Raw genomic sequence first — 18,743 nt, 5'->3', positions numbered from 1 at the left:
CTCCACGTCCTTTCTTTTTATGACCTTATGATTTACTTTACCAAAGCTAGTTTTTGTTATTTCATCAACTGTTGTGCACCATGTTCAGTAAATTTTTCATGTTTTGTTTTACACGAGCTTTTTCAAATTCTCCAAAGGGGCACCCATATTGTTTTACTCGTTCCACAACCGTGTCGATGGTGAAAATCGTCGGGTCCAAATCGCTATCGACCTCCTCCCAAAACAGGGGGGTGGCAACAGTGCCTTCCATGGTCTTTCGAGGAGAGTAGGGGGCAATAATCGTTTTATCTTTCCCGTGCTGCACATAATCGATATACAGCCTGCCGTTCCGTTTATTTTTCATCCGTTCCGTCGTAAATTTATCTGGATAACTTTTTTCTATTGTAAATGCAATAGCTTGAGTAAAAATTGCCGTTTCCTCATAGGTCATACTTCCTTCACGGATTGGGATGTGAATTTGCAATCCTTTATTCCCCGATGTCTTCACGAAAGACTGTAATGAAAGTTCATCCAACAGTACCTTTACTAACTGAGCAGCTTGAACGGAGAGTTGAAAATGTTCGCGGTCTGGGGGGTCCAGGTCAAATACAATTTCAAGTGGCATCACACTCCCACTTCGTTGAAACGGGACATGGTATTCCACTGCACCGTGATTGGCAAACCATACAAGCGATTCCAAATTATCGCAACTGCAGAAGGTTTCACCTTGTTGGGGTACAGCTGTCACAAAATCTGGTGCGTAACTCGGCAGATGTTTTTGAAAAAACTGTTCGGCTTCAACACCGTCAGGCGCACGAATGACTGTGAGTAAACGATCTCTTATAAATGGCAGCATATAAGGTGAAATTTCGCGGATGTAAGTAAGCAGGTTTCCTTTACTAAACCCTGGCTGATTCCATAAAAGTTTATCTGTATTTGTCAGTTCAACCTCTTCAGGCAGCATCGCCAGATCAAGCTTTAACTTTTCAATTGTACATTCTTCCATTTTCATTGTAGGTAACACTGCAGCAAATTCAGGTTCCCGTAATTCTTGATCGTATAAATCGAGCGTGTGGATCGCTGCGCAAATGGCAGGGGGAACGGTAAACTTATTACCGTTTCTTTCACCGTTTTTCGTGAAGAAATCCCTTAACGTCTGAAAAGTTTCAGCATCCAGTCCGTGCTTACACTTACCAATTGGACGTAATTCCTGACCATTCGTTACAGCCACATCAAAATATCCATTCTCGATATCAAAAGAAGATAATATACCATGAATTAAACGCCAATTTTTTATTTTAAACCAATCCTGATGTTTTTTCCCGTTCAAATAGATACTATTTTTCCTCTTGGCGACAAAACCCTCACCTTTAAAATCGAAAACAATCTTTTTAATGTCCTGTAAGTCTTGAAATACTTCAATAAGCTGTAATCTCTCGCCCTGAACTTTTTTAAACACATCCTCCAATATTTTATTTCGTGTAGAAAGTCTTTGTTTATCATAGATTTTACCTTTTACTTCAAGTATATCAAAAGCAATAAAGCTGGCAGGACGTACTTGTGCTGCTTTTTCTATCTTGGTAAGATTACGCATCCTTCCTCGCTTTTGCAGTTCTGAAAAGTTCGCTTGGTATTTGTTGTTTAATACTACTAGTTCCCCATCGAGGACGAGTGGCAGGAATCCTTTTATTGCCGGTAATAAGTGCACGCAGCTTCGGACAACTTCTGGAAACTTGTCTGTCAGATCATGATTATTCCTGCTTTTTAATGTAACTTTGCCATCAGCTGATATCGATAGCAATGCCCGGAAACCATCATATTTTATTTCGTAAAGCCATTCTTCGCCAACTGGTACGTCGTCCCGGTAGATTGGTTTCATAATTTGCATTGCTGAACACCCCACATAAACTTCATTAATAGTTTTACTTTTACCAAAAAAAGATAGACCATGCTTCCATGGTCTATCTTTCCTTATAATTCAATTTGAACTCCAATATCTTTTACTTTTAATTTACGATAAACGCCGGCAGCGGCAACAAGATCGAAGTATGCTGCTCCAACCGACTTGAAAAACGAAATTTCTTCGTCGGTGTTACGGAGTAGATGATTTCCTCCTGCAAAATCACTTAATTCACCATGTACATCTGTAAACTTCCACTTGGAATGTATATCTGCATGGATGAGTTCACCCGCTTCTTCTTTGACACCTTCCAGGTCATCGACAATGATTTTACTTGCCCGGTCAATGGTTGTTTGATCGACTTCCCGCATCGTCGGCAAGAAGGAACCGACACCGTTGATATGTGTTCCGGGCTTTAATAAATTGCCGTCAAATACCGGGTCCAACGAACGTGTGGCACAATTAATGATATCGGCTTGTTCTACTGCTTCATTACTGCTGTTAACGACTTCTATCTCAGCTTGAATACCAAAATCAATGAGCTTCTCGCGAAAATATTCAGCTTTTTCTCTTGTCCGATTATATAATTTAATTTGTTCAATATCTCTGACAGCGGTGACCCCAAGTACTTGCTCAAAGGCCATTCCTCCAGTACCGATGACTCCAAGTACTTTAGAATTTACTCTTGCAAAACGTTTGGTAGCAATTGCACTTAAAGCTCCAGTTCGAAGTCTCGTTAAGTAGGATGCATCCATCATGCAAATATGCTCACCTGTTTTACCATCGGTTAACATTAGTACTCCTTGTGTAGTCGCTTTACCGATACTTGGGTTTTGCGGAAATATCGATACTACTTTGACAGCAGCAATTTCATTTTCGACATCAGCACTTGGCATGTATAACGCTGATCCTTCCACGTCGGGGAAAGAAAGTACGGTGCGATGTGGATTTGAGATATTTCCGACCTTTTTAGCTGTAAGACCTAGTGAAATATCCTCAATGGCATCCTTCATAGTATAATGATTTTTAATGTCTTTTTCGGTTAATATAAGCATGTAATCCCCCTTGAAATGTTGTTATGCTCGCTTTGTTTGGACGAGAGGATCATCTGCATCCAGTTCTTTCGCTACTTTATCCTTTACAGCGATTACGGCAATTAAAGAGATGATGGCAGTGAAAATAATATAGAGAGCAACAGGTACATAAGAATTGTTGAAACGGATAAGCAGTGCTGTGGCAACAAGTGGAGCTGTACCACCAGCCAATGCAGCTCCAATCTGGTAGCCTAATGAAATCCCAGTATACCGCACTTTAGCGCTGAAAATTTCAGAGAACATTGTTCCAAGTACGGCAGTAATAGGAGCCCAGATTACACCTAATCCAATTACCGTTGCAATGAATAACAAAGCAACAGACCCTTGATGGAGAAGCCAGAAATACGGGAATGCGTACACAGCCATGAAAATCGTTCCTGTCACATACAATGGCTTTCTTCCGATTTTATCCGAAAACGCTCCCATAATCGGCATCATAATCGTTGTAACAATGGTAGCAATTGTAACGACAAGAAGGGCATTTCTTTCTGAGAAATTTAAATTTTGGGTCGCATAGGAAACGATGAATGTACCGAAAATATAAAAAGGTGCTGTTTCAACAACTTTTGCTCCAATGGCAATTAGAACTTCTCTCCAATGATATCGAAATGTATCCGCAATTGGTAACTTCGGAACTTCTCCTTTTTCTTTAATTTTCTTGAATGACGGCGTTTCATCAATGCCTTTACGAATCCAAAGGCCAAATACTACAAGCAAAGCACTAAGAATAAAAGGAACCCGCCATCCCCATGACAGAAAAGCGTCATCAGGGAGAAGTGTCATTACTGACAGAGCAAGGGTGCCCATCAGCATCCCCAAAGTCACGCCCATCTGGGGGATACTTCCGAATAGTCCGCGTTTTTCTTTTGGTGCATATTCTACAGCTAGGAGCAAAGCACCACCCCATTCACCTCCAAGACCGAGACCTTGTATCAGGCGTAACAGGATGAGTAACACTGGCGCCCAAATCCCAATTGCCTGATAGGTAGGGAGGACCCCCATCAGAAAAGTCGCAAGCCCCATTAAGCTAAGTGTAAGTACTAATGTTCTTTTTCTTCCGATTCGGTCTCCAATATGACTAAATATGATTCCTCCGAATGGACGGATCAAAAATGCAAGGGCAAAGGCAGCAAAAGCATAGAGTGTTCCAAATGCCGGATCTTCTGTTACAAAAAATAATTGGTTGAAGACGAGGGCCGCAACAGTACCATATAGAAAGTAATCAAACCATTCAATTGTACTACCGACTAAACTGGCGACAAGCACTCTTCTTAACTTTTTGTCATTCATTTAATCACCCCTCTGAAGTTGTAATGAAAAAATGTAAGCCCTTAAAATTTATATCGATTATAGAAAGAACCTTAACCTAAGTCAACTATCTATTCTTTATATTAAATGAATAAATAGTTTTCTGATATTAGATAAAGTATGGTATCCAGTACTTAAAAAGAAGTTTACTTTCGGCTTTTTTATTTTCCAAAGTGTACTTGAATAAAATAGTTCTTGTCACAGCAAACTACTGTAAAAGGAGGGATTATCGTGCACACGATGTGGAAAGGCACAATCAGCTTTGGACTAGTAAGTATCCCTGTGAAAATGCATGCAGCAACAGAAAACAAAGATGTGAAACTCAGGCAACTGCACAAGGAGTGTCAGTCTCCTGTCAAATACGAGAAAGTTTGTCCAGTATGTGAGGTTGAGATTAAGAATGAAGATATTGTAAAAGCGTACGAATATGCGAAGAATAAATTCGTTGTGTTGGATGAGGAAGAGTTGGAAAACCTGCGTAAAGAGCAGGAGGATAAAGCCGTTGAAATCCTTGACTTTGTCAAACTGGAAGACATCGACCCCATTTACTTTGAAAAAAGTTATTATTTATCTCCAAACGAAGGCGGCGGTAAAGCTTATGGTTTACTACGTCAAGCACTGGAAGATACGGGTAAAATCGGTGTTGCAAAAATTATTATCCGGCAAAAGGAGCAACTTGCTGTAATTCGGGTATATAAAAATACACTCGTTGTAGAAACGATTCATTATCCGGATGAAGTGAGGAATGTTGCGGATGTTCCAAACGTCCCGGAACAAGTGGAAGTGGCAAAGAAAGAATTGGATGTTGCTAAAATGTTGATTAATCAGCTGACGGCAAGTTTTGAGCCAGAGAAATATCAGGATGATTATCGGACGGCATTGTTGGAGCTCATTGAAGAAAAGAAAAACAATGCTCAAACTACTACAGCGAAGGACAAACCTGCGCCGGATAATGTGACGAACTTGATGGATGCCCTGCAAGCATCATTGGAGCGGGCAAAGAAGGACAAACCAAAGCCAAAACAGGCGAAACGAAGGACGACAAAGAAAAAAGTCGCAACATAAGCTGGGTCACAGGTTGGACAGAGTCTCTGACCTGTGATCTATAATTACAGACTGGAGGCAAGAGGATGAGTTTGATTGAGAAAATTAAAAAGGGGAACACGTCATCTGGCGTGGCCGCTTCAATCAGTGGAAGTGGGACGATGTTTGCATCAGCTATGCATTCCTTGGCAGATTCAATTAACCAAGGGTTTGTATTTTTTGGAAGTGTATTAGCTGAATTACCACCATCCAAACGATTTCCTACGGGATTTGGTCGTGTAATTAATATCTTTTGTATGATTGCGGTTGTGGTTGTTACCATTATGGCTTATGAAACCATCAAGGAAGGCTGGCATTTGCTTCAACACCCAACGGAAGCAACGAACTTTTTCCTTAATCTCATTATTTTATTAATTGCATTTTTCGTTGATGGCTTTATATTAATAAAAGCTATGAAGGAAATTAAAAGTGAAACCGGAGCCACTGAGCAAGGTGGACTCTTTACGACTGCATTCAAACAAGTGAGAAAAGCAGCACCGGCAACCCGTCTTGTTTTTTACGAGGATTTGGTGGCAACATTCAGTGCGGTCCTCGCAATTGTCGGAATTGTTCTCGCTCAATTTTTCAATGTCCTGAAAGCAGATGGTATCGCATCCATTATCATTGGACTTTTAATGCTTTATGTTGCATATCGAGTCGGTTTTGATAACATGGTTGGTTTAATCGGTGTTGCGGCCCCGGCAGATGTCGAAGAAAAAATAACAAAGGTTCTATTGGATGATGAGGATGTAGTTGATATCCAACGATTGCGAATTATGCAGGAGGGTCGTCTATATCATGTGGAAGGTACGATTGAATTACGAAAAGGCCTCAGTTTAAACGAAGCAGATGATATCAAACTCCGTATAAAAAATACATTGCTTCATCGTCCAGAAATTGCCGATGTAGTATTAGGAATTATTGAAGATGACAATACGATAAATTGGAAGTAGTTTTGATGCACCACCTCTTGATTGAGGCGGTGCTTTTTTTTATCTTACACGTTCAGATTCTGAGAAAAAATTCCACTTTAATCTATTACGAACATTCAAGTTTCGAAATTTAGTCATATTTCGTTCACAGCTTATCTATTGATATAGTTATCGACTATTGATACATTATATATGATATAAAACTATAATAATTATAAATAGCGTTTAGACTAGTTATTCCGCTAGGTTTTCTTTGTGTGGAATCTCCTAAACTACTAACTACTATTTATAATTGAGAATAATAAGGAGGAAAAAGCATGAAGTTTAGATTTCCACTTGTTATGGTGCTAGCTGCACTTATTTTAATTATTATCGCGGCACCAGTTTCTGCGCAAATCGCAGATGGTACATATCAAGTGCATTATGAAATGAAAGAAAAAAGCAGTGACAATACATCGATTGCTGATGGATATTTTCAAAGTCCTGCGACACTAACTGTGGAGAACGGTGTGCAAACTATTACGCTTACGGTAACTGGGAGCAATTATATCCAGTCATTAAATGCACCATCCGGACCAGTTACAGTAGTTAGTGAAAACGAGGCAAATGAAACAAGAACGGTAAAATTCCGTGTGGACGGTGATCTTTCTCAACCCATTAATATGGGTATGCATATTATAGTTCCTGATTTATATGATCAGACGCACACTGCACGTATGGTTATTAATACATCGGGCTTGCCTGAAGCAGGTAGCAACACTAGTACGGAAGCTAATACATCAGGAGAAGCTGTTGCAAGTGGTGAAGGGGAAGTAGTGGAAAATCCTAAAACTGGAGAAAACTCATCCATCGCACTTTATGCTGCTTTATTAGTTGCATCTATCATTGGATTAGTAGCAATCCGTAAATTACGACCTGCACGTGACTAATAGAAGGAACGAGGGAGAGACAAAGATGAAAAAATGGTTTATTAGTTTATTGGCCGTATTATTGGCATTACCGATGTTTGGAAGTGCGGTGTTTGCGGAGGAAGAGAATGATAACTCTAAAGGGTTTGAGGTAAAAATTGATAGTTTTGATCTAGATGGATTTGGTAGTTTTGTAAGTTTCTTCTCTAAACCAGCTATCTTAACGGTTGAAAATGGGGAAATCTATCTTGAATTTTCACACTCCGGGATTGATCATCTGGTATCTGTTGATACTTTAAATGGAGTTGTTGTTGAAATCCTAAATGAGGACAACGAAAATGATCTTAGAACTTATAAAGTTAGAGTTGATGATAACTTAGATGGGTCATTTGAGTTTACAAGTACTTTACGCTATAGCCCAGTGCCTTATTCAGGGACAATGACTCTTGATAAGGAAGGGGTAGAAAACTTCAAAGAAGCAATAAATGGAGAACAACCAGGATCAGGCACAGATGAGAATGGTGGAGATGGAGAGACAACAGAACCAGGAACAAATGAGAATGGTGGAGATGAACAGACAACAGAACCAGGCACAGATGAGAATGGAATAGATGAAGAGAAATCGGACTCAGGAATAGACGAGAATGGAACAGAAGAAGAGACATCGAACTCAGGCACAGATGAAGAAAGCTCAGATCCAGGAACAGACGAAAATGGTACTGAAGATAAAGTGGAATCTGATCAAAAGCTCAGATTGAATGATGGTTATTACACAATTGGTGCGAGCTATCTTCATAGTGAGCAAGAACGACCATCTGCAATGGCTTCCTATTTAGGTGAATCCATATTCCTTTCAATAAATGATGGAAAAGCTGAAGTAACATTTACAAGTTATGTACGTGATAACGGTCTTGTTACTTCTATGAAAGTTAATGGCCTAGAACCAATTGAAAGTAAAATTGATGGCGATACACATTACTATACTTTTGCTATTGATGATTTATCAACTTTGCTTAATGGTTTCGTTGAATATGAGGCACATTATCTAGGAATGGTCATGAATAGTAGTGCTAATTTCCGAATTGTTTTGAATGAAGAAAGTCTACAACAAGCAGACCAATCTGATAAACCAGGTTTTGAAGTTAAAGAAGAAGTTGATAAAGAGGAAAAAACTGCAAATAACGATAAAACCGACCGGGATACAAATAAATCAGATAAAATTGAAATACCAACAGAAGCGGACAAAGTTACTACAGTAAACTTCACCTTCTACCATGAAAAAGAAAATAAGCGTTCAGCTGCTGACGGATTCTTTAAAAACCCAGCAGTAATTATTGAAAAAAATGGTGAAAAGTATCTTCAAATTACTTCAACTAATCCAGAGTTTATCAATTCTCTCATTGCAAAATTCGGTGATTTGAGATTAGAGATGAAGAAAATTAAAGAAAACGAAGATGGATCTGCAATTTACGAATTGAAATTACCTAGTAACTATAAGCTATATGATACGATTCTATTCGATATGGTAATTACTGTACCGTTTTTACCTGGGTATGATAACAAAGAATTTGAGGCCCGTTTAGTTTTTGATGAAAGCACTGTTCAAGAGTTTAAATCAGTAAATGAAGTTGATTTTGAAACGAAGATTTCTACTGTACCTTTATCTAGTGGTGGTAATAATGATTTAGATGAGAATACGCCACCTAAACCAGACTTTGGCGATTCAGCAAACGGTACTTCTGATATAGGTAAAGATCAAACCAAAAACACAGCAGGTCTAAACCCTAAAACAGGCGAAAATACAAACATCATGCTTTACGTGCTGCTGCTAATTGCATCCGCAATTCCACTAGCAATTAAAGCAAAAAGACACTTTGCATAGAAACAGGACAATCTAGTCCTGATCATGTAGTGGGCAGAGGGAAAATCCCAGACTGCCTCCAGCAAGACGGGACATTCAGAGTCTGGCATGCAAGCTTGCTCTGAATCGTCCCTCCTTGTTTTTTTCTTTTCCCCTTCAATTAGCGCTTCAGATTTTATCTCCTTTCTATTACATACATAATGACAAAAAGTAGCGCAACTTTACTAAAGAGGTGTAATAACATGAAAAATAAATTATTTGTATTATCCATCCTAATTTTATTACTTATATTAGCGGCTTGTGGCTCAGATGATAGTTCCACTGATGCAGCTGCTACAGACTCTGAATCTGAAACATCAGAAGAGGCGAGCGATATAGAAGTAACAGCACTCGAAACAGACGGGAATATCATCGCGACGACTGTAGCATTAGTAGAAATAGCGGATGCATTAGAGCTAGATCTCGTCGGTGTGCCATCCAGTTACAAGGATTTGCCGGAACGTTATCATGGACTGCCAGAAGTTGGTATGGCTATGAGTCCAGATTTGGAGATGATCCGTTCTTTGAAACCAACGGAGGTTCTTACGGTTACGACGCTTACGGATTATGTGGAAGAACCGTTTACTGAAGCTGATATCCCGGCAACGTATATGAACCTGGAAAGTGTGGAGAGCATGTACGAAGAAATCCGCTCTCTTGGAGAAAGATACGACCGAAATGAACAAGCGGAAGCATTAGTGGTAGACTTTGAAGCAAAGCTTTCTGAAATAGAAGCGGAAATTGATGATCAAGAATCTCCAAAGGTACTTATCCTTTTAGGAGTTCCGGGAAGTTATTTAGTTGCAACGGAGAATTCCTATGTCGGTGACTTAGTACGCCGTGCTGGGGGCACAAATGCGATTGACAGTGATTTAGAATATATTTCTGCCAATACAGAAACGTTGCAACAAACAGATGCAGATATTATTTTACGTATGGCCCACGGTATGCCGGAAGAAGTAGTGGCAATGTTTGACCAAGAGTTTCAAACAAATGATATTTGGAGTCATTTCAAAGCTGTACAAAATGACCGAGTCTATGACTTGGAAGAGACACGCTTTGGGACGACTGCGAATCTAGCTGCTGTTGAGGCCCTTGATGAGCTCGTTGGAATCCTTTATCCGGAATTAGCTCATTAGAATTACGAAAGAGGTTGTACAGATGACAAAAAAGTTACTTAGTTTCATAGCAGTCACTATCTTACTTCTTTTCGTAAGTCTTTATTCAATGATTACTGGAAGTATTGAAGTAGGTATGGGAGAGCTGATTGCAGGATTATTTACAGGTATAAATGAAAATGTGGAAATTATAAAAGACCTGCGTTTACCAAGGATCATCATTGCGTTATTTGCTGGTGCATGTCTTTCTGTTTCTGGTGTCCTTCTGCAAGCGGTAATGCGCAATCCACTAGCGGAGCCAGGTATTATTGGTGTGGCATCTGGTGCAGGGTTTGCTTCCATACTAATGATTACATTTTTTCCAACGCTCTTTTTCTACACACCGTTATTTTCATTCTTCGGTGGTGCGGTAGCCTTTTTACTAGTCTACATGTTTGCCTGGAAATCCGGCCTTGATCCTTTACGAATGATTTTAATCGGGGTGGCAGTCAATGCGATCTTTACAGGGCTGAGCCAATTACTCTCTTCAATGAATGCAAGCAGTATGATGTCGGGAATATCGGTTACGACCTCGACTCTTACGATGAAAACATGGAATGACGTCCAGATTATTTTGCTATATGGTTCGATTGGTCTTCTACTAAGTTTGCTCGTGTATTCCTGGTGCAACCATCTCGGGTTAAGGGATAAAACATTACGCAATCTAGGATTTCAAGTCAATCGTGCACGACTTGTCATTTCACTCATTGCTGTTTTACTTGCATCGGTTGCGACTGCGGTGGCTGGTATGTTTGCGTTCGTCGGACTTATTATTCCGCACATCGGTAGGATTCTTGTAGGTAACGACCATAAACTCCTGATTCCATTTTCTGCAATTGCTGGAGCGCTGCTTGTACTAGTGGCAGATACAATAGGAAGAACGATTCTCTCACCAATCGAAATACCTGCATCGATTATTATGGCAGTCATAGGTGGACCTTTCTTGATATTCCTACTTAGAAAGAGTGATCGCATTTATGGAAATTAAAGATATAACCTTTGCTTACCAAGACAACATAAAAAGATTGCACAACATTGCTGCAGAGATTGCGATTGGGAAAATAACAACGATACTCGGTCCAAATGGTTCTGGTAAATCCACATTGTTAGGTGTTTTGACGAATAATTTGGCACCACAACAGGGAAGTGTCATTCTTGAAGGAAAAACCATTGACAAGTATAAGCCAAAGGAACTTGCGAAAAAACTTGGTGTTGTTCACCAGCAAAATAGCGCACCACATGATATGACGGTTGAAAAACTCGTCTATTATGGCCGTTTGCCTCATAAGAAACCATTCAATCAACATGGAGAAGAGGACGATGCAAAAGTTAAATGGGCATTGGAACGGGTTGGACTTTATGAAAGGCGCCATACTCCAATGGATGCTCTCTCTGGTGGACAGCAGCAGCGGGTATGGATTGCGATGGCATTAGCGCAAGATACACCATATCTATTTTTAGATGAACCAACCTCGAACTTGGATATATTTTACCAATATGAAATTATGGAGTTAGTGAAGGAGCTCTGTGAGGAAGAGAACTTAACCATCGTCATGGTGCTTCATGATATCAACCAGGCGATTCAATATAGTCATGAGATTATCACGATGAAAGATGGAGAAATCATTGCACATGGCGTACCGGAAGAAATCATTACAGTTCAATTAATGCAGGAAGTTTATAATGTGAATGTTGTTATAAAACAAGATCCAGAACTTGGAATGTATATGGTGCCAATAGGTATATAGGAACTTGGATGGGGTGAAGTGGATGAAGAACAAAATAAAACGCGTACTATCCGTTGTGTTTACTTTAGTTTGTGTCGGTGTTTTCGTATATGCAGCACATGGTTTAATCAGTACATTTCTTGATTACCAGAACAATAAACAAACGATGAATGATCTACAAGAAACCTTCTACCAAGGGGGAGGTGTCACAGAATTTGCCGATAATGATGGTGATGAGCTGAAAGTGCGTTCTGGTTTCGATATTTTACTTGGTGAAAATGATGAACTTGTTGGTTGGATAACAATCGATGGAACGAAGATTGATTATCCAATTTTACAAGCAGAAAATAATAATGATTACTTACGACGTGACTTTTACAAGGATTATAATATCCTCGGCAGCATCTTTATGGATTTCCGGAATGATGTAACTTCTTTAGGACGTAATACGATTGTTTACGGCCATCGCACGAAGGATCAATCCATGTTTGAAGGATTAACGTATTTCGAAGATAAGGAATTTTACGAGGAACATAAAACATTTACCTTTGATACGTTATACGAAAGTTATGAAGCGGAAATTTTCGCTGTTTATAATACAACGACCGATTTCAACTATATACAAACGGATTTTACCGGCGATGAAAATTTTGAGCTGTTACTGGATGAAATTGATGAGCGCGCACTTTATGAGACTGATGTAGAAGTAAGTGCCGATGATCACATACTCACCCTATCCACTTGTGATTATCAACTGGATAAACATAAAGGTAGATTCGTAGTTCACGCGAAACTCACAAAGATGGATCCAAGTTCGTTGCATGCAGCCGAAAAATAAAGAAGAGAGACAATCAGAGCTGAACTGCACCCTATATTATAGATATTATCTATGATTTAGAGGTGCTTTTCTTTTGGTTAAGTTTAGTAAATCTACTACTATAATTCATACAGTAGATGTAATATTCTATAAACAGAGAGGGTTTCATGCTATAATATGGTTTGAAAATGAACGATTTGTACGGAGAAGAGGGCTTGGAATGATAACGATTAAGGATATAGCAGAAATGGCGAATGTTTCAAGGTCAACCGTGTCTAGAGTATTGAATAATTCAGGTTATGTTAGTGAGGATGCGAGGAAGCGTGTTGAACAAGTTATAAAAGACACAGGTTATGTCCCTAGTACGAATGCAAAGGCCTTACGAACAAAAAAGTCGAAAGTGATCGGCGTGATTCTGCCGACAATTCAAACGGAAACGCCTAGCAGAATTGTAACAGGATTGGGACGTGAACTTTCTAAACATGGTTATCAAATACTTTTGGCCAATACGGATCATCAAAAGGAAAAGGAAATGGAGTACTTACAAGTTTTGAAAATCCATCAAGTGGATGGGATTGTACTATTAGCAACTAATACCGATAAAAAACTGATAGAGGCCATAAAGAAATTAAATATTCCTGTAGTTGTGGTCGGACAGGAAGTAGAAGGTTTACTATGTGTAACTTATGATGATTATCAATCTGCAAGGGAGTTGACAAAATATTTCATTGACAAAGGCCATAGAAAAATTGCTTTTATTGGTGTAGATGAATCCGACAGGGCTGTTGGTTATGAGCGTAAACGAGGTTATCTTGATGAAATGGCTGCTAATGGATTAAGTGTGGAGCAGTCATGGGTTCAAAAGGGAGTATTTAATATTCATTCTGGCTATGAGGCTATGCAAAAAATATTGGAGACAAATAATAAACCAACAGCAACGCTTGCTGTAACGGATCGGTTGGCAATCGGTGCGATGAGTTATTTAAGGGAAGTAGGTTTCAACATTCCTACCGATATGGCTATCTCAGGAATTGGTAATTCTGAAATGTCTCAGCACTTGAATCCACCCTTAACGACGATTGATTATGAGAATGAAAAAGCAGGGGAGGAAGTTGCCAAACAACTATTGGCTTCAATGGATTCACAGCAAGTTGCGAAAAAAATTGTAATGGACTATAGACTAATAATTCGTGAAAGTGTATAATATTCCTTAACGAGAAAGCGATTACACAAAAAAATAACAACAATGTGGAATCGATTTCATATTTTTCCCCTCATGTGGAATCGATTCCCTAAAAAGGAGAGTGTAGAGAAATGGCAGAGAACAAACGGATTGCAGAAGAATTGATTGAAGCAGTCGGTGGGTCGGATAATATCGAATCGGTTACCCACTGCGCCACTCGAATGCGATTTATAATTAGAGATGAAGACAAGGTGGATAAAGAACAAGTTGAAGAGATCGACAAAGTGAAGGGTGCTTTTTTCAATTCGGGACAGTATCAAGTTATATTTGGTACAGGTACAGTAAATCGTATCTATGAGGAAATAGAAAAAATGAACTTAAAAACTGCTAGCAAATCGGAACAAACAAAAGAAGCGGCGAAGAAGGGAAGTAAATTCCAACGGGCGATACGCACGTTTGGTGATGTGTTCGTTCCAATTATTCCAGTACTCGTTGCAACAGGTTTATTTATGGGGCTGCGCGGCCTCGTGATGCAGGAACAAGTCTTAGCTATCTTTGGTTTGACGGTAGATGATATATCCAGCAATTTTTTACTTTATACAGAGATCTTAACGGATACGGCATTTATTTTTCTGCCGGCATTAATTGCTTGGTCGACATTTAGAGTGTTTGGCGGTACTCCAATTATCGGAATTGTATTAGGGTTGATGCTCGTTAGTCCGGAACTGCCCAATGCATGGGGTGTAGCTTCTGGTGCAGACCCGCTAGTGTTCTTTGGTTTTATTCCAGTTGTAGGATATCAAGGAGCAGTATTACCGGCATTTATCGCTGGGATCATTGGAGCGAAATTAGAACGGGCCATTCGTAAGCGTGTTCCAGAGACGCTGGATTTAATTTTAACTCCATTTCTTACCTTACTCTTTATGAGTATAGCTGCTCTGTTTATCATTGGACCGATTTTCCACAGTGTGGAGAGTTACATCTTGGATATCACATTATTTGTATTAGAACTTCCGTTTGGATTGGCGGGAATTCTGCTCGGGTTCTTTAACCAAATTATTGTAATTACAGGTGTACATCATATCTTTAATTTATTGGAGATTCAATTATTGGAGAGTTTAAGAAGCAATCCGTACAACGCAATTGTGACATCAGCAGTAGCGGCTCAAGGTGGAGCAGCGCTGGCAGTAGGTTTGAAAACAAAGCATAAAAAGTTAAAAGCATTAGCCATGCCATCGTCGTTTTCTGCGTTTTTAGGAATTACTGAACCAGCTATCTTTGGTGTTAACTTAAGATACGGTAAGCCATTCTTAATGGGATTGATCGGTGGAGGTGTAGGTGGATTCCTAGCATCTATCCTTAATCTTGCGGGTTCTGGGATGGCGATTACAGTTATTCCAGGAACATTATTATATTTAGATGGCCAACTTTTCCTTTACATTTTAGTGAACCTTACAGCAATCGCAGTTGCATTTGCGTTAACTTGGATGTTTGGCTACTCAGATAAAATTACGGAAAAAGAACATGTTTCATAGGAGATGGAAATGAAATCATCATCACAAGCATTAATACAACAAGCAAAAGAGAAAATCAACGAGATGAAATTATTAGTTGCGAATGATCCTTATCGACTCGATTATCATATCATGCCGCCTGTCGGATTATTGAACGATCCAAATGGATTTGTATATTTTAATGGATATTATCACTTATTCTATCAGTGGAATCCTTTCGCTACCACTCATGGGGCAAAGTTTTGGGGGCATGTATTTTCGAAGGATCTCGTTCATTGGCACCAGGCTGAAATTGCCTTGGCACCAGATCAATGGTACGACAAGAACGGATGTTATTCAGGCAGTGCTATCGTCAATAAAGAAAAATTATATTTGTTTTATACGGGGAATGTAAAAAATGAGCAAGGAGAACGAGAGTCTTATCAATGTTTGGCAATCTCAGAGGATGGTATACATTTTGAAAAGCAAGGACCAATCATTCATGTGCCAAATGGTTATACGGGACATTTTCGTGACCCGAAAGTCTTTAGGAAGGATAATACATGGTATATGGTGCTCGGCGCACAAACAATGGAAAAGAAAGGGCAAGTAGTATTATATACTTCCCCTGATTTAAGAGAGTGGAATTTTCAAGGGCCCATTGCCGGCAGTGATGTTGGCGAGCTTTACGACTTCGGATATATGTGGGAATGCCCCGATTTGTTTCAACTGAATGGAGCAGATTTGTTGCTAGTATGTCCGCAAGGCTTGTCACCTCAAGGTATGTTGTATCAAAATATTTTTCAGTCAGGATACTTTGCAGGAGAGGTTGATTGGAAGCAGCATACATTCTCTCATGGAGACTTTGTGGAAATGGACCGTGGCTTTGATTTTTATGCTGCCCAGACGACGGAAGCTCCAGATGGTAGAAGACTATTAGTTGGATGGATGGGAAACGCAGAAGAAATCGGGAGTATACAACCTACTGAAAATAATGGGTGGATTCACTGCCTTACTCTTCCTAGAGTACTGGAATGGAAAAGTGGGAGATTAATACAAAAACCTGTTAAGGAACTGGAGAAATTACGTCAAGAAGAAGTCCGACACGTGGCGGTCGTCGTGACAGAGGATGAACTGCTTCTCCCAAAAGTGCATGGTAGCGTATTTGAAGTCAAAGTAGACGTCCATGCATTTCAAGCAAAAGAGTTTTCCATTCATTTTGGAGAAAGTAGTTTTCATTATAATATAGAAAAAAAGATTGCAACGTTTACTCGATTGAAATTTTCCGGAGAAGGTAAAGAGATAAGGCAATGCACCTTGGAAGAACTGGAATCGATTCGCATCTTCAAGGACACCTCGTCTGTTGAGATTTTTCTTAATGATGGGGAAGAAGTCTTCACTTCGCGTGTTTTCCATGACTTGAATAGAGAAGAGATATACTTTCATGCAGAGGAAGGGCAAGTTAAACTCGATGTAACGAAATGGAATTTAAAGAAAGTAACAGAATATTAATGAGAGGGTGAAAGGATGTTTGGAAGATTATTTAAGAAACAAGAAGTCAAAGAAATCTCCCTTGTCACACCAATGAGTGGAGAGGTTATCTCATTAGAGGAAGTTCCAGACCCAGTATTTTCACAAAAAATGATGGGGGATGGTATAGCGGTAATACCGACGGATGGAACAGTTGTATCACCTGTGAATGGAGAAATCATTCAAGTGTTTCCAACAAAACATGCAATTGGAATACTTGGTGACAATGATGCACAAATATTAATACACATTGGAATTGAAACGGTAAGTTTGCAAGGAGAAGGCTTTACGGTAAATGTGGCAAAAGGTGATAGGGTGAAACAGGGAGATCCGCTTATGCAGGTGGATTTGAATATAATTGAAGAAAAAGCCAGTAGCGCAATCACTCCAATTATTATTACCAACAGTGATGAAATGAGTGAAATAGAGAAGAAATCCGAAAAGCAAGTGAAAGCGGGAGAACAAGAAATCCTCTTCGTTAGAAAATAATTAAGGAATGGATGTTGAAAGTAGATATGAGAAAAGTCTATACGATAGGTGAAGCGCTTATAGATTTCATTCCTCATGAAATCGGCGTACCGATTGATGAGGTTGTCAGTTTTAAAAAAATGCCAGGAGGGGCACCAGCAAACGTTGCTGCTGCGGTCGCTAAACTTGGAGGAGAAAGCAGCTTTATCGGACAAGTTGGTGAAGATCATTTTGGATATTATTTAAGGGGCACCTTGGCTGCTATCGGGGTAGATGTAAGTCATATGCAGCATACAAATCAAGCAAATACCGCACTTGCCTTTGTCGCACTAAAGGATGATGGGGAGAGGGAGTTTGTATTTTATCGAAAACCAAGTGCTGATATGTTGTTGAGTCCGGAAGATGTGAAAGGTATCTCATTTAAACCAATGGATATCTTACATTTCTGCTCGGTCGATTTGGTTGAAGCAGACGTAAAGTATGCTCATCACGAAGTAATCCGTAAAATTAAGAAAGCCGGGGGCATTGTCTCTTTTGATCCTAACGTTCGTAAAAGTTTATGGGATGATTTGGCTGCTTATCAACAGACCATCCAGCAGTTCCTTCCTTATTCAGACCTGCTGAAGGTAAGTGATGATGAACTTGCCTTTATAACGGGATTGGAATCGGAAGAAGCAGCGATACAGTACCTTTTGGAGCAACCGATCTCCTTGCTCATTGTGACTCGTGGAAAGCAGGGTGCTACTTTTTATAAGAAAGATTTAGAGGTTTTTGTAGAGGGATATGAAGTAAAAGCAATCGATACTACTGGAGCAGGAGATTCTTTTGTCGGAGCCTTCTTATCTCGTTTGTCGAAACTCGATAAGCATATCTCTCAACTTACGAAAGAACAATTAATGGAGATTGGTAAATTTGCACATGCTACTGCGGCAATCGTGGCTACAAAAGAAGGGGCGATACAAGCATTACCTAGTCTATCAGAGGTACAATCTTTTATGGATAGGGTATGAACCTTCATCGTAGCTGGGTTAGGAAACAAAATCAGTTTGTGCCAAACAACATTTGGTTTGGTGCAAACTGATTTTTACTTTGGTGGTAAAGTTACTTATTGACACAAGTGTGGCTTTAGGGCACTTTGATTCCATTTAATATATGTGATACCACTAGCGTTGCATAAATAATACCAGAATTTTCAGTTTTAATCTTTTTTCTATTAGAGCCAAAAAAGTAAATACCCAACTAAAGGTGGCTCCATTCATTTTTT

Annotated in this window: 16 protein-coding genes; 13 read left to right on the top strand and 3 right to left on the bottom strand. The window is 39.5% G+C overall.

Annotation, left to right across the window (positions count from 1 at the left end; genetic code table 11):
* Positions 1-64: 64 nt before the first annotated feature.
* The 3 genes from ACFSBH_RS17105 to ACFSBH_RS17095 all read right to left on the bottom strand — a co-directional run bounded on the left by ACFSBH_RS17105 (position 65) and on the right by ACFSBH_RS17095 (position 4,263).
* The gene (locus tag ACFSBH_RS17105) at positions 65-1,867 is read right to left on the bottom strand and encodes a DNA ligase D (protein WP_379598758.1); all 1,803 of its coding nucleotides are present in this window, start codon (positions 1,865-1,867) and stop codon (positions 65-67) included.
* Between the two features lie 83 nt (positions 1,868-1,950).
* The gene (locus ACFSBH_RS17100; RefSeq protein WP_251515651.1) at positions 1,951-2,934 is read right to left on the bottom strand and encodes an ornithine cyclodeaminase family protein; all 984 of its coding nucleotides are present in this window, start codon (positions 2,932-2,934) and stop codon (positions 1,951-1,953) included.
* Between the two features lie 21 nt (positions 2,935-2,955).
* Positions 2,956-4,263, bottom strand: a complete 1,308-nt coding sequence (locus ACFSBH_RS17095) for an MFS transporter (protein WP_379598756.1) — start codon at positions 4,261-4,263, stop codon at positions 2,956-2,958.
* 249 nt (positions 4,264-4,512) lie between these two features.
* Here ACFSBH_RS17095 and ku point away from each other — a divergent pair, with 249 nt between their 5' ends.
* The 13 genes from ku (at position 4,513) to ACFSBH_RS17030 (ending at position 18,489) form a co-directional block, all read left to right on the top strand.
* Complete coding sequence (gene ku / locus ACFSBH_RS17090) at positions 4,513-5,346, top strand: non-homologous end joining protein Ku (protein ID WP_251515647.1); 834 nt, start codon at positions 4,513-4,515, stop codon at positions 5,344-5,346.
* 65 nt (positions 5,347-5,411) lie between these two features.
* Complete coding sequence (locus ACFSBH_RS17085; RefSeq protein WP_379598753.1) at positions 5,412-6,317, top strand: cation diffusion facilitator family transporter; 906 nt, start codon at positions 5,412-5,414, stop codon at positions 6,315-6,317.
* A gap of 296 nt (positions 6,318-6,613) precedes the next feature.
* On the top strand, positions 6,614-7,225 hold the full coding sequence (locus ACFSBH_RS17080) for an NEAT domain-containing protein (protein WP_251515643.1): 612 nt from the start codon (positions 6,614-6,616) through the stop codon (positions 7,223-7,225).
* Positions 7,226-7,250: 25 nt separating this feature from the next.
* On the top strand, positions 7,251-9,086 hold the full coding sequence (locus ACFSBH_RS17075; protein ID WP_251515641.1) for an NEAT domain-containing protein: 1,836 nt from the start codon (positions 7,251-7,253) through the stop codon (positions 9,084-9,086).
* A 221-nt stretch (positions 9,087-9,307) separates the two neighbouring features.
* Entirely contained in the window at positions 9,308-10,243 is a 936-nt protein-coding gene (gene isdE, locus ACFSBH_RS17070; protein ID WP_251515639.1) for a heme ABC transporter substrate-binding protein IsdE, read from the top strand.
* Between the two features lie 22 nt (positions 10,244-10,265).
* Complete coding sequence (locus tag ACFSBH_RS17065; RefSeq protein ID WP_251515637.1) at positions 10,266-11,249, top strand: FecCD family ABC transporter permease; 984 nt, start codon at positions 10,266-10,268, stop codon at positions 11,247-11,249.
* Positions 11,239-12,009, top strand: a complete 771-nt coding sequence (locus tag ACFSBH_RS17060) for an ABC transporter ATP-binding protein (protein ID WP_251515635.1) — start codon at positions 11,239-11,241, stop codon at positions 12,007-12,009. The genes ACFSBH_RS17065 and ACFSBH_RS17060 overlap by 11 nt, the downstream gene beginning before the upstream one ends.
* A 22-nt stretch (positions 12,010-12,031) precedes the next feature.
* Complete coding sequence (gene srtB / locus ACFSBH_RS17055) at positions 12,032-12,826, top strand: class B sortase (RefSeq protein ID WP_251515633.1); 795 nt, start codon at positions 12,032-12,034, stop codon at positions 12,824-12,826.
* Between the two features lie 199 nt (positions 12,827-13,025).
* A complete protein-coding gene (locus ACFSBH_RS17050; RefSeq protein ID WP_251515631.1) occupies positions 13,026-14,009 on the top strand; it encodes a LacI family DNA-binding transcriptional regulator in 984 nt (327 codons plus the stop codon).
* Positions 14,010-14,119: 110 nt separating this feature from the next.
* Positions 14,120-15,523, top strand: a complete 1,404-nt coding sequence (locus ACFSBH_RS17045; RefSeq protein WP_251515629.1) for a sucrose-specific PTS transporter subunit IIBC — start codon at positions 14,120-14,122, stop codon at positions 15,521-15,523.
* 9 nt (positions 15,524-15,532) lie between these two features.
* Positions 15,533-16,993 (top strand): glycoside hydrolase family 32 protein, encoded by a 1,461-nt coding sequence (locus tag ACFSBH_RS17040; protein WP_251515627.1) that lies wholly within the window; start codon positions 15,533-15,535, stop codon positions 16,991-16,993.
* Between the two features lie 15 nt (positions 16,994-17,008).
* A complete protein-coding gene (locus ACFSBH_RS17035) occupies positions 17,009-17,500 on the top strand; it encodes a PTS sugar transporter subunit IIA (RefSeq protein WP_251515625.1) in 492 nt (163 codons plus the stop codon).
* Positions 17,501-17,526: 26 nt separating this feature from the next.
* Entirely contained in the window at positions 17,527-18,489 is a 963-nt protein-coding gene (locus ACFSBH_RS17030) for a carbohydrate kinase family protein (protein ID WP_251515623.1), read from the top strand.
* Positions 18,490-18,743 lie beyond the last annotated feature (254 nt).

The sequence above is a fragment of the Oceanobacillus luteolus genome, from assembly GCF_042678205.1.
GTDB lineage: Bacteria > Bacillota > Bacilli > Bacillales > Amphibacillaceae > Oceanobacillus > Oceanobacillus luteolus.
Note: the sequence above shows the minus strand (reverse complement) of the source record. Positions and strands in the feature narration are given on the sequence as shown.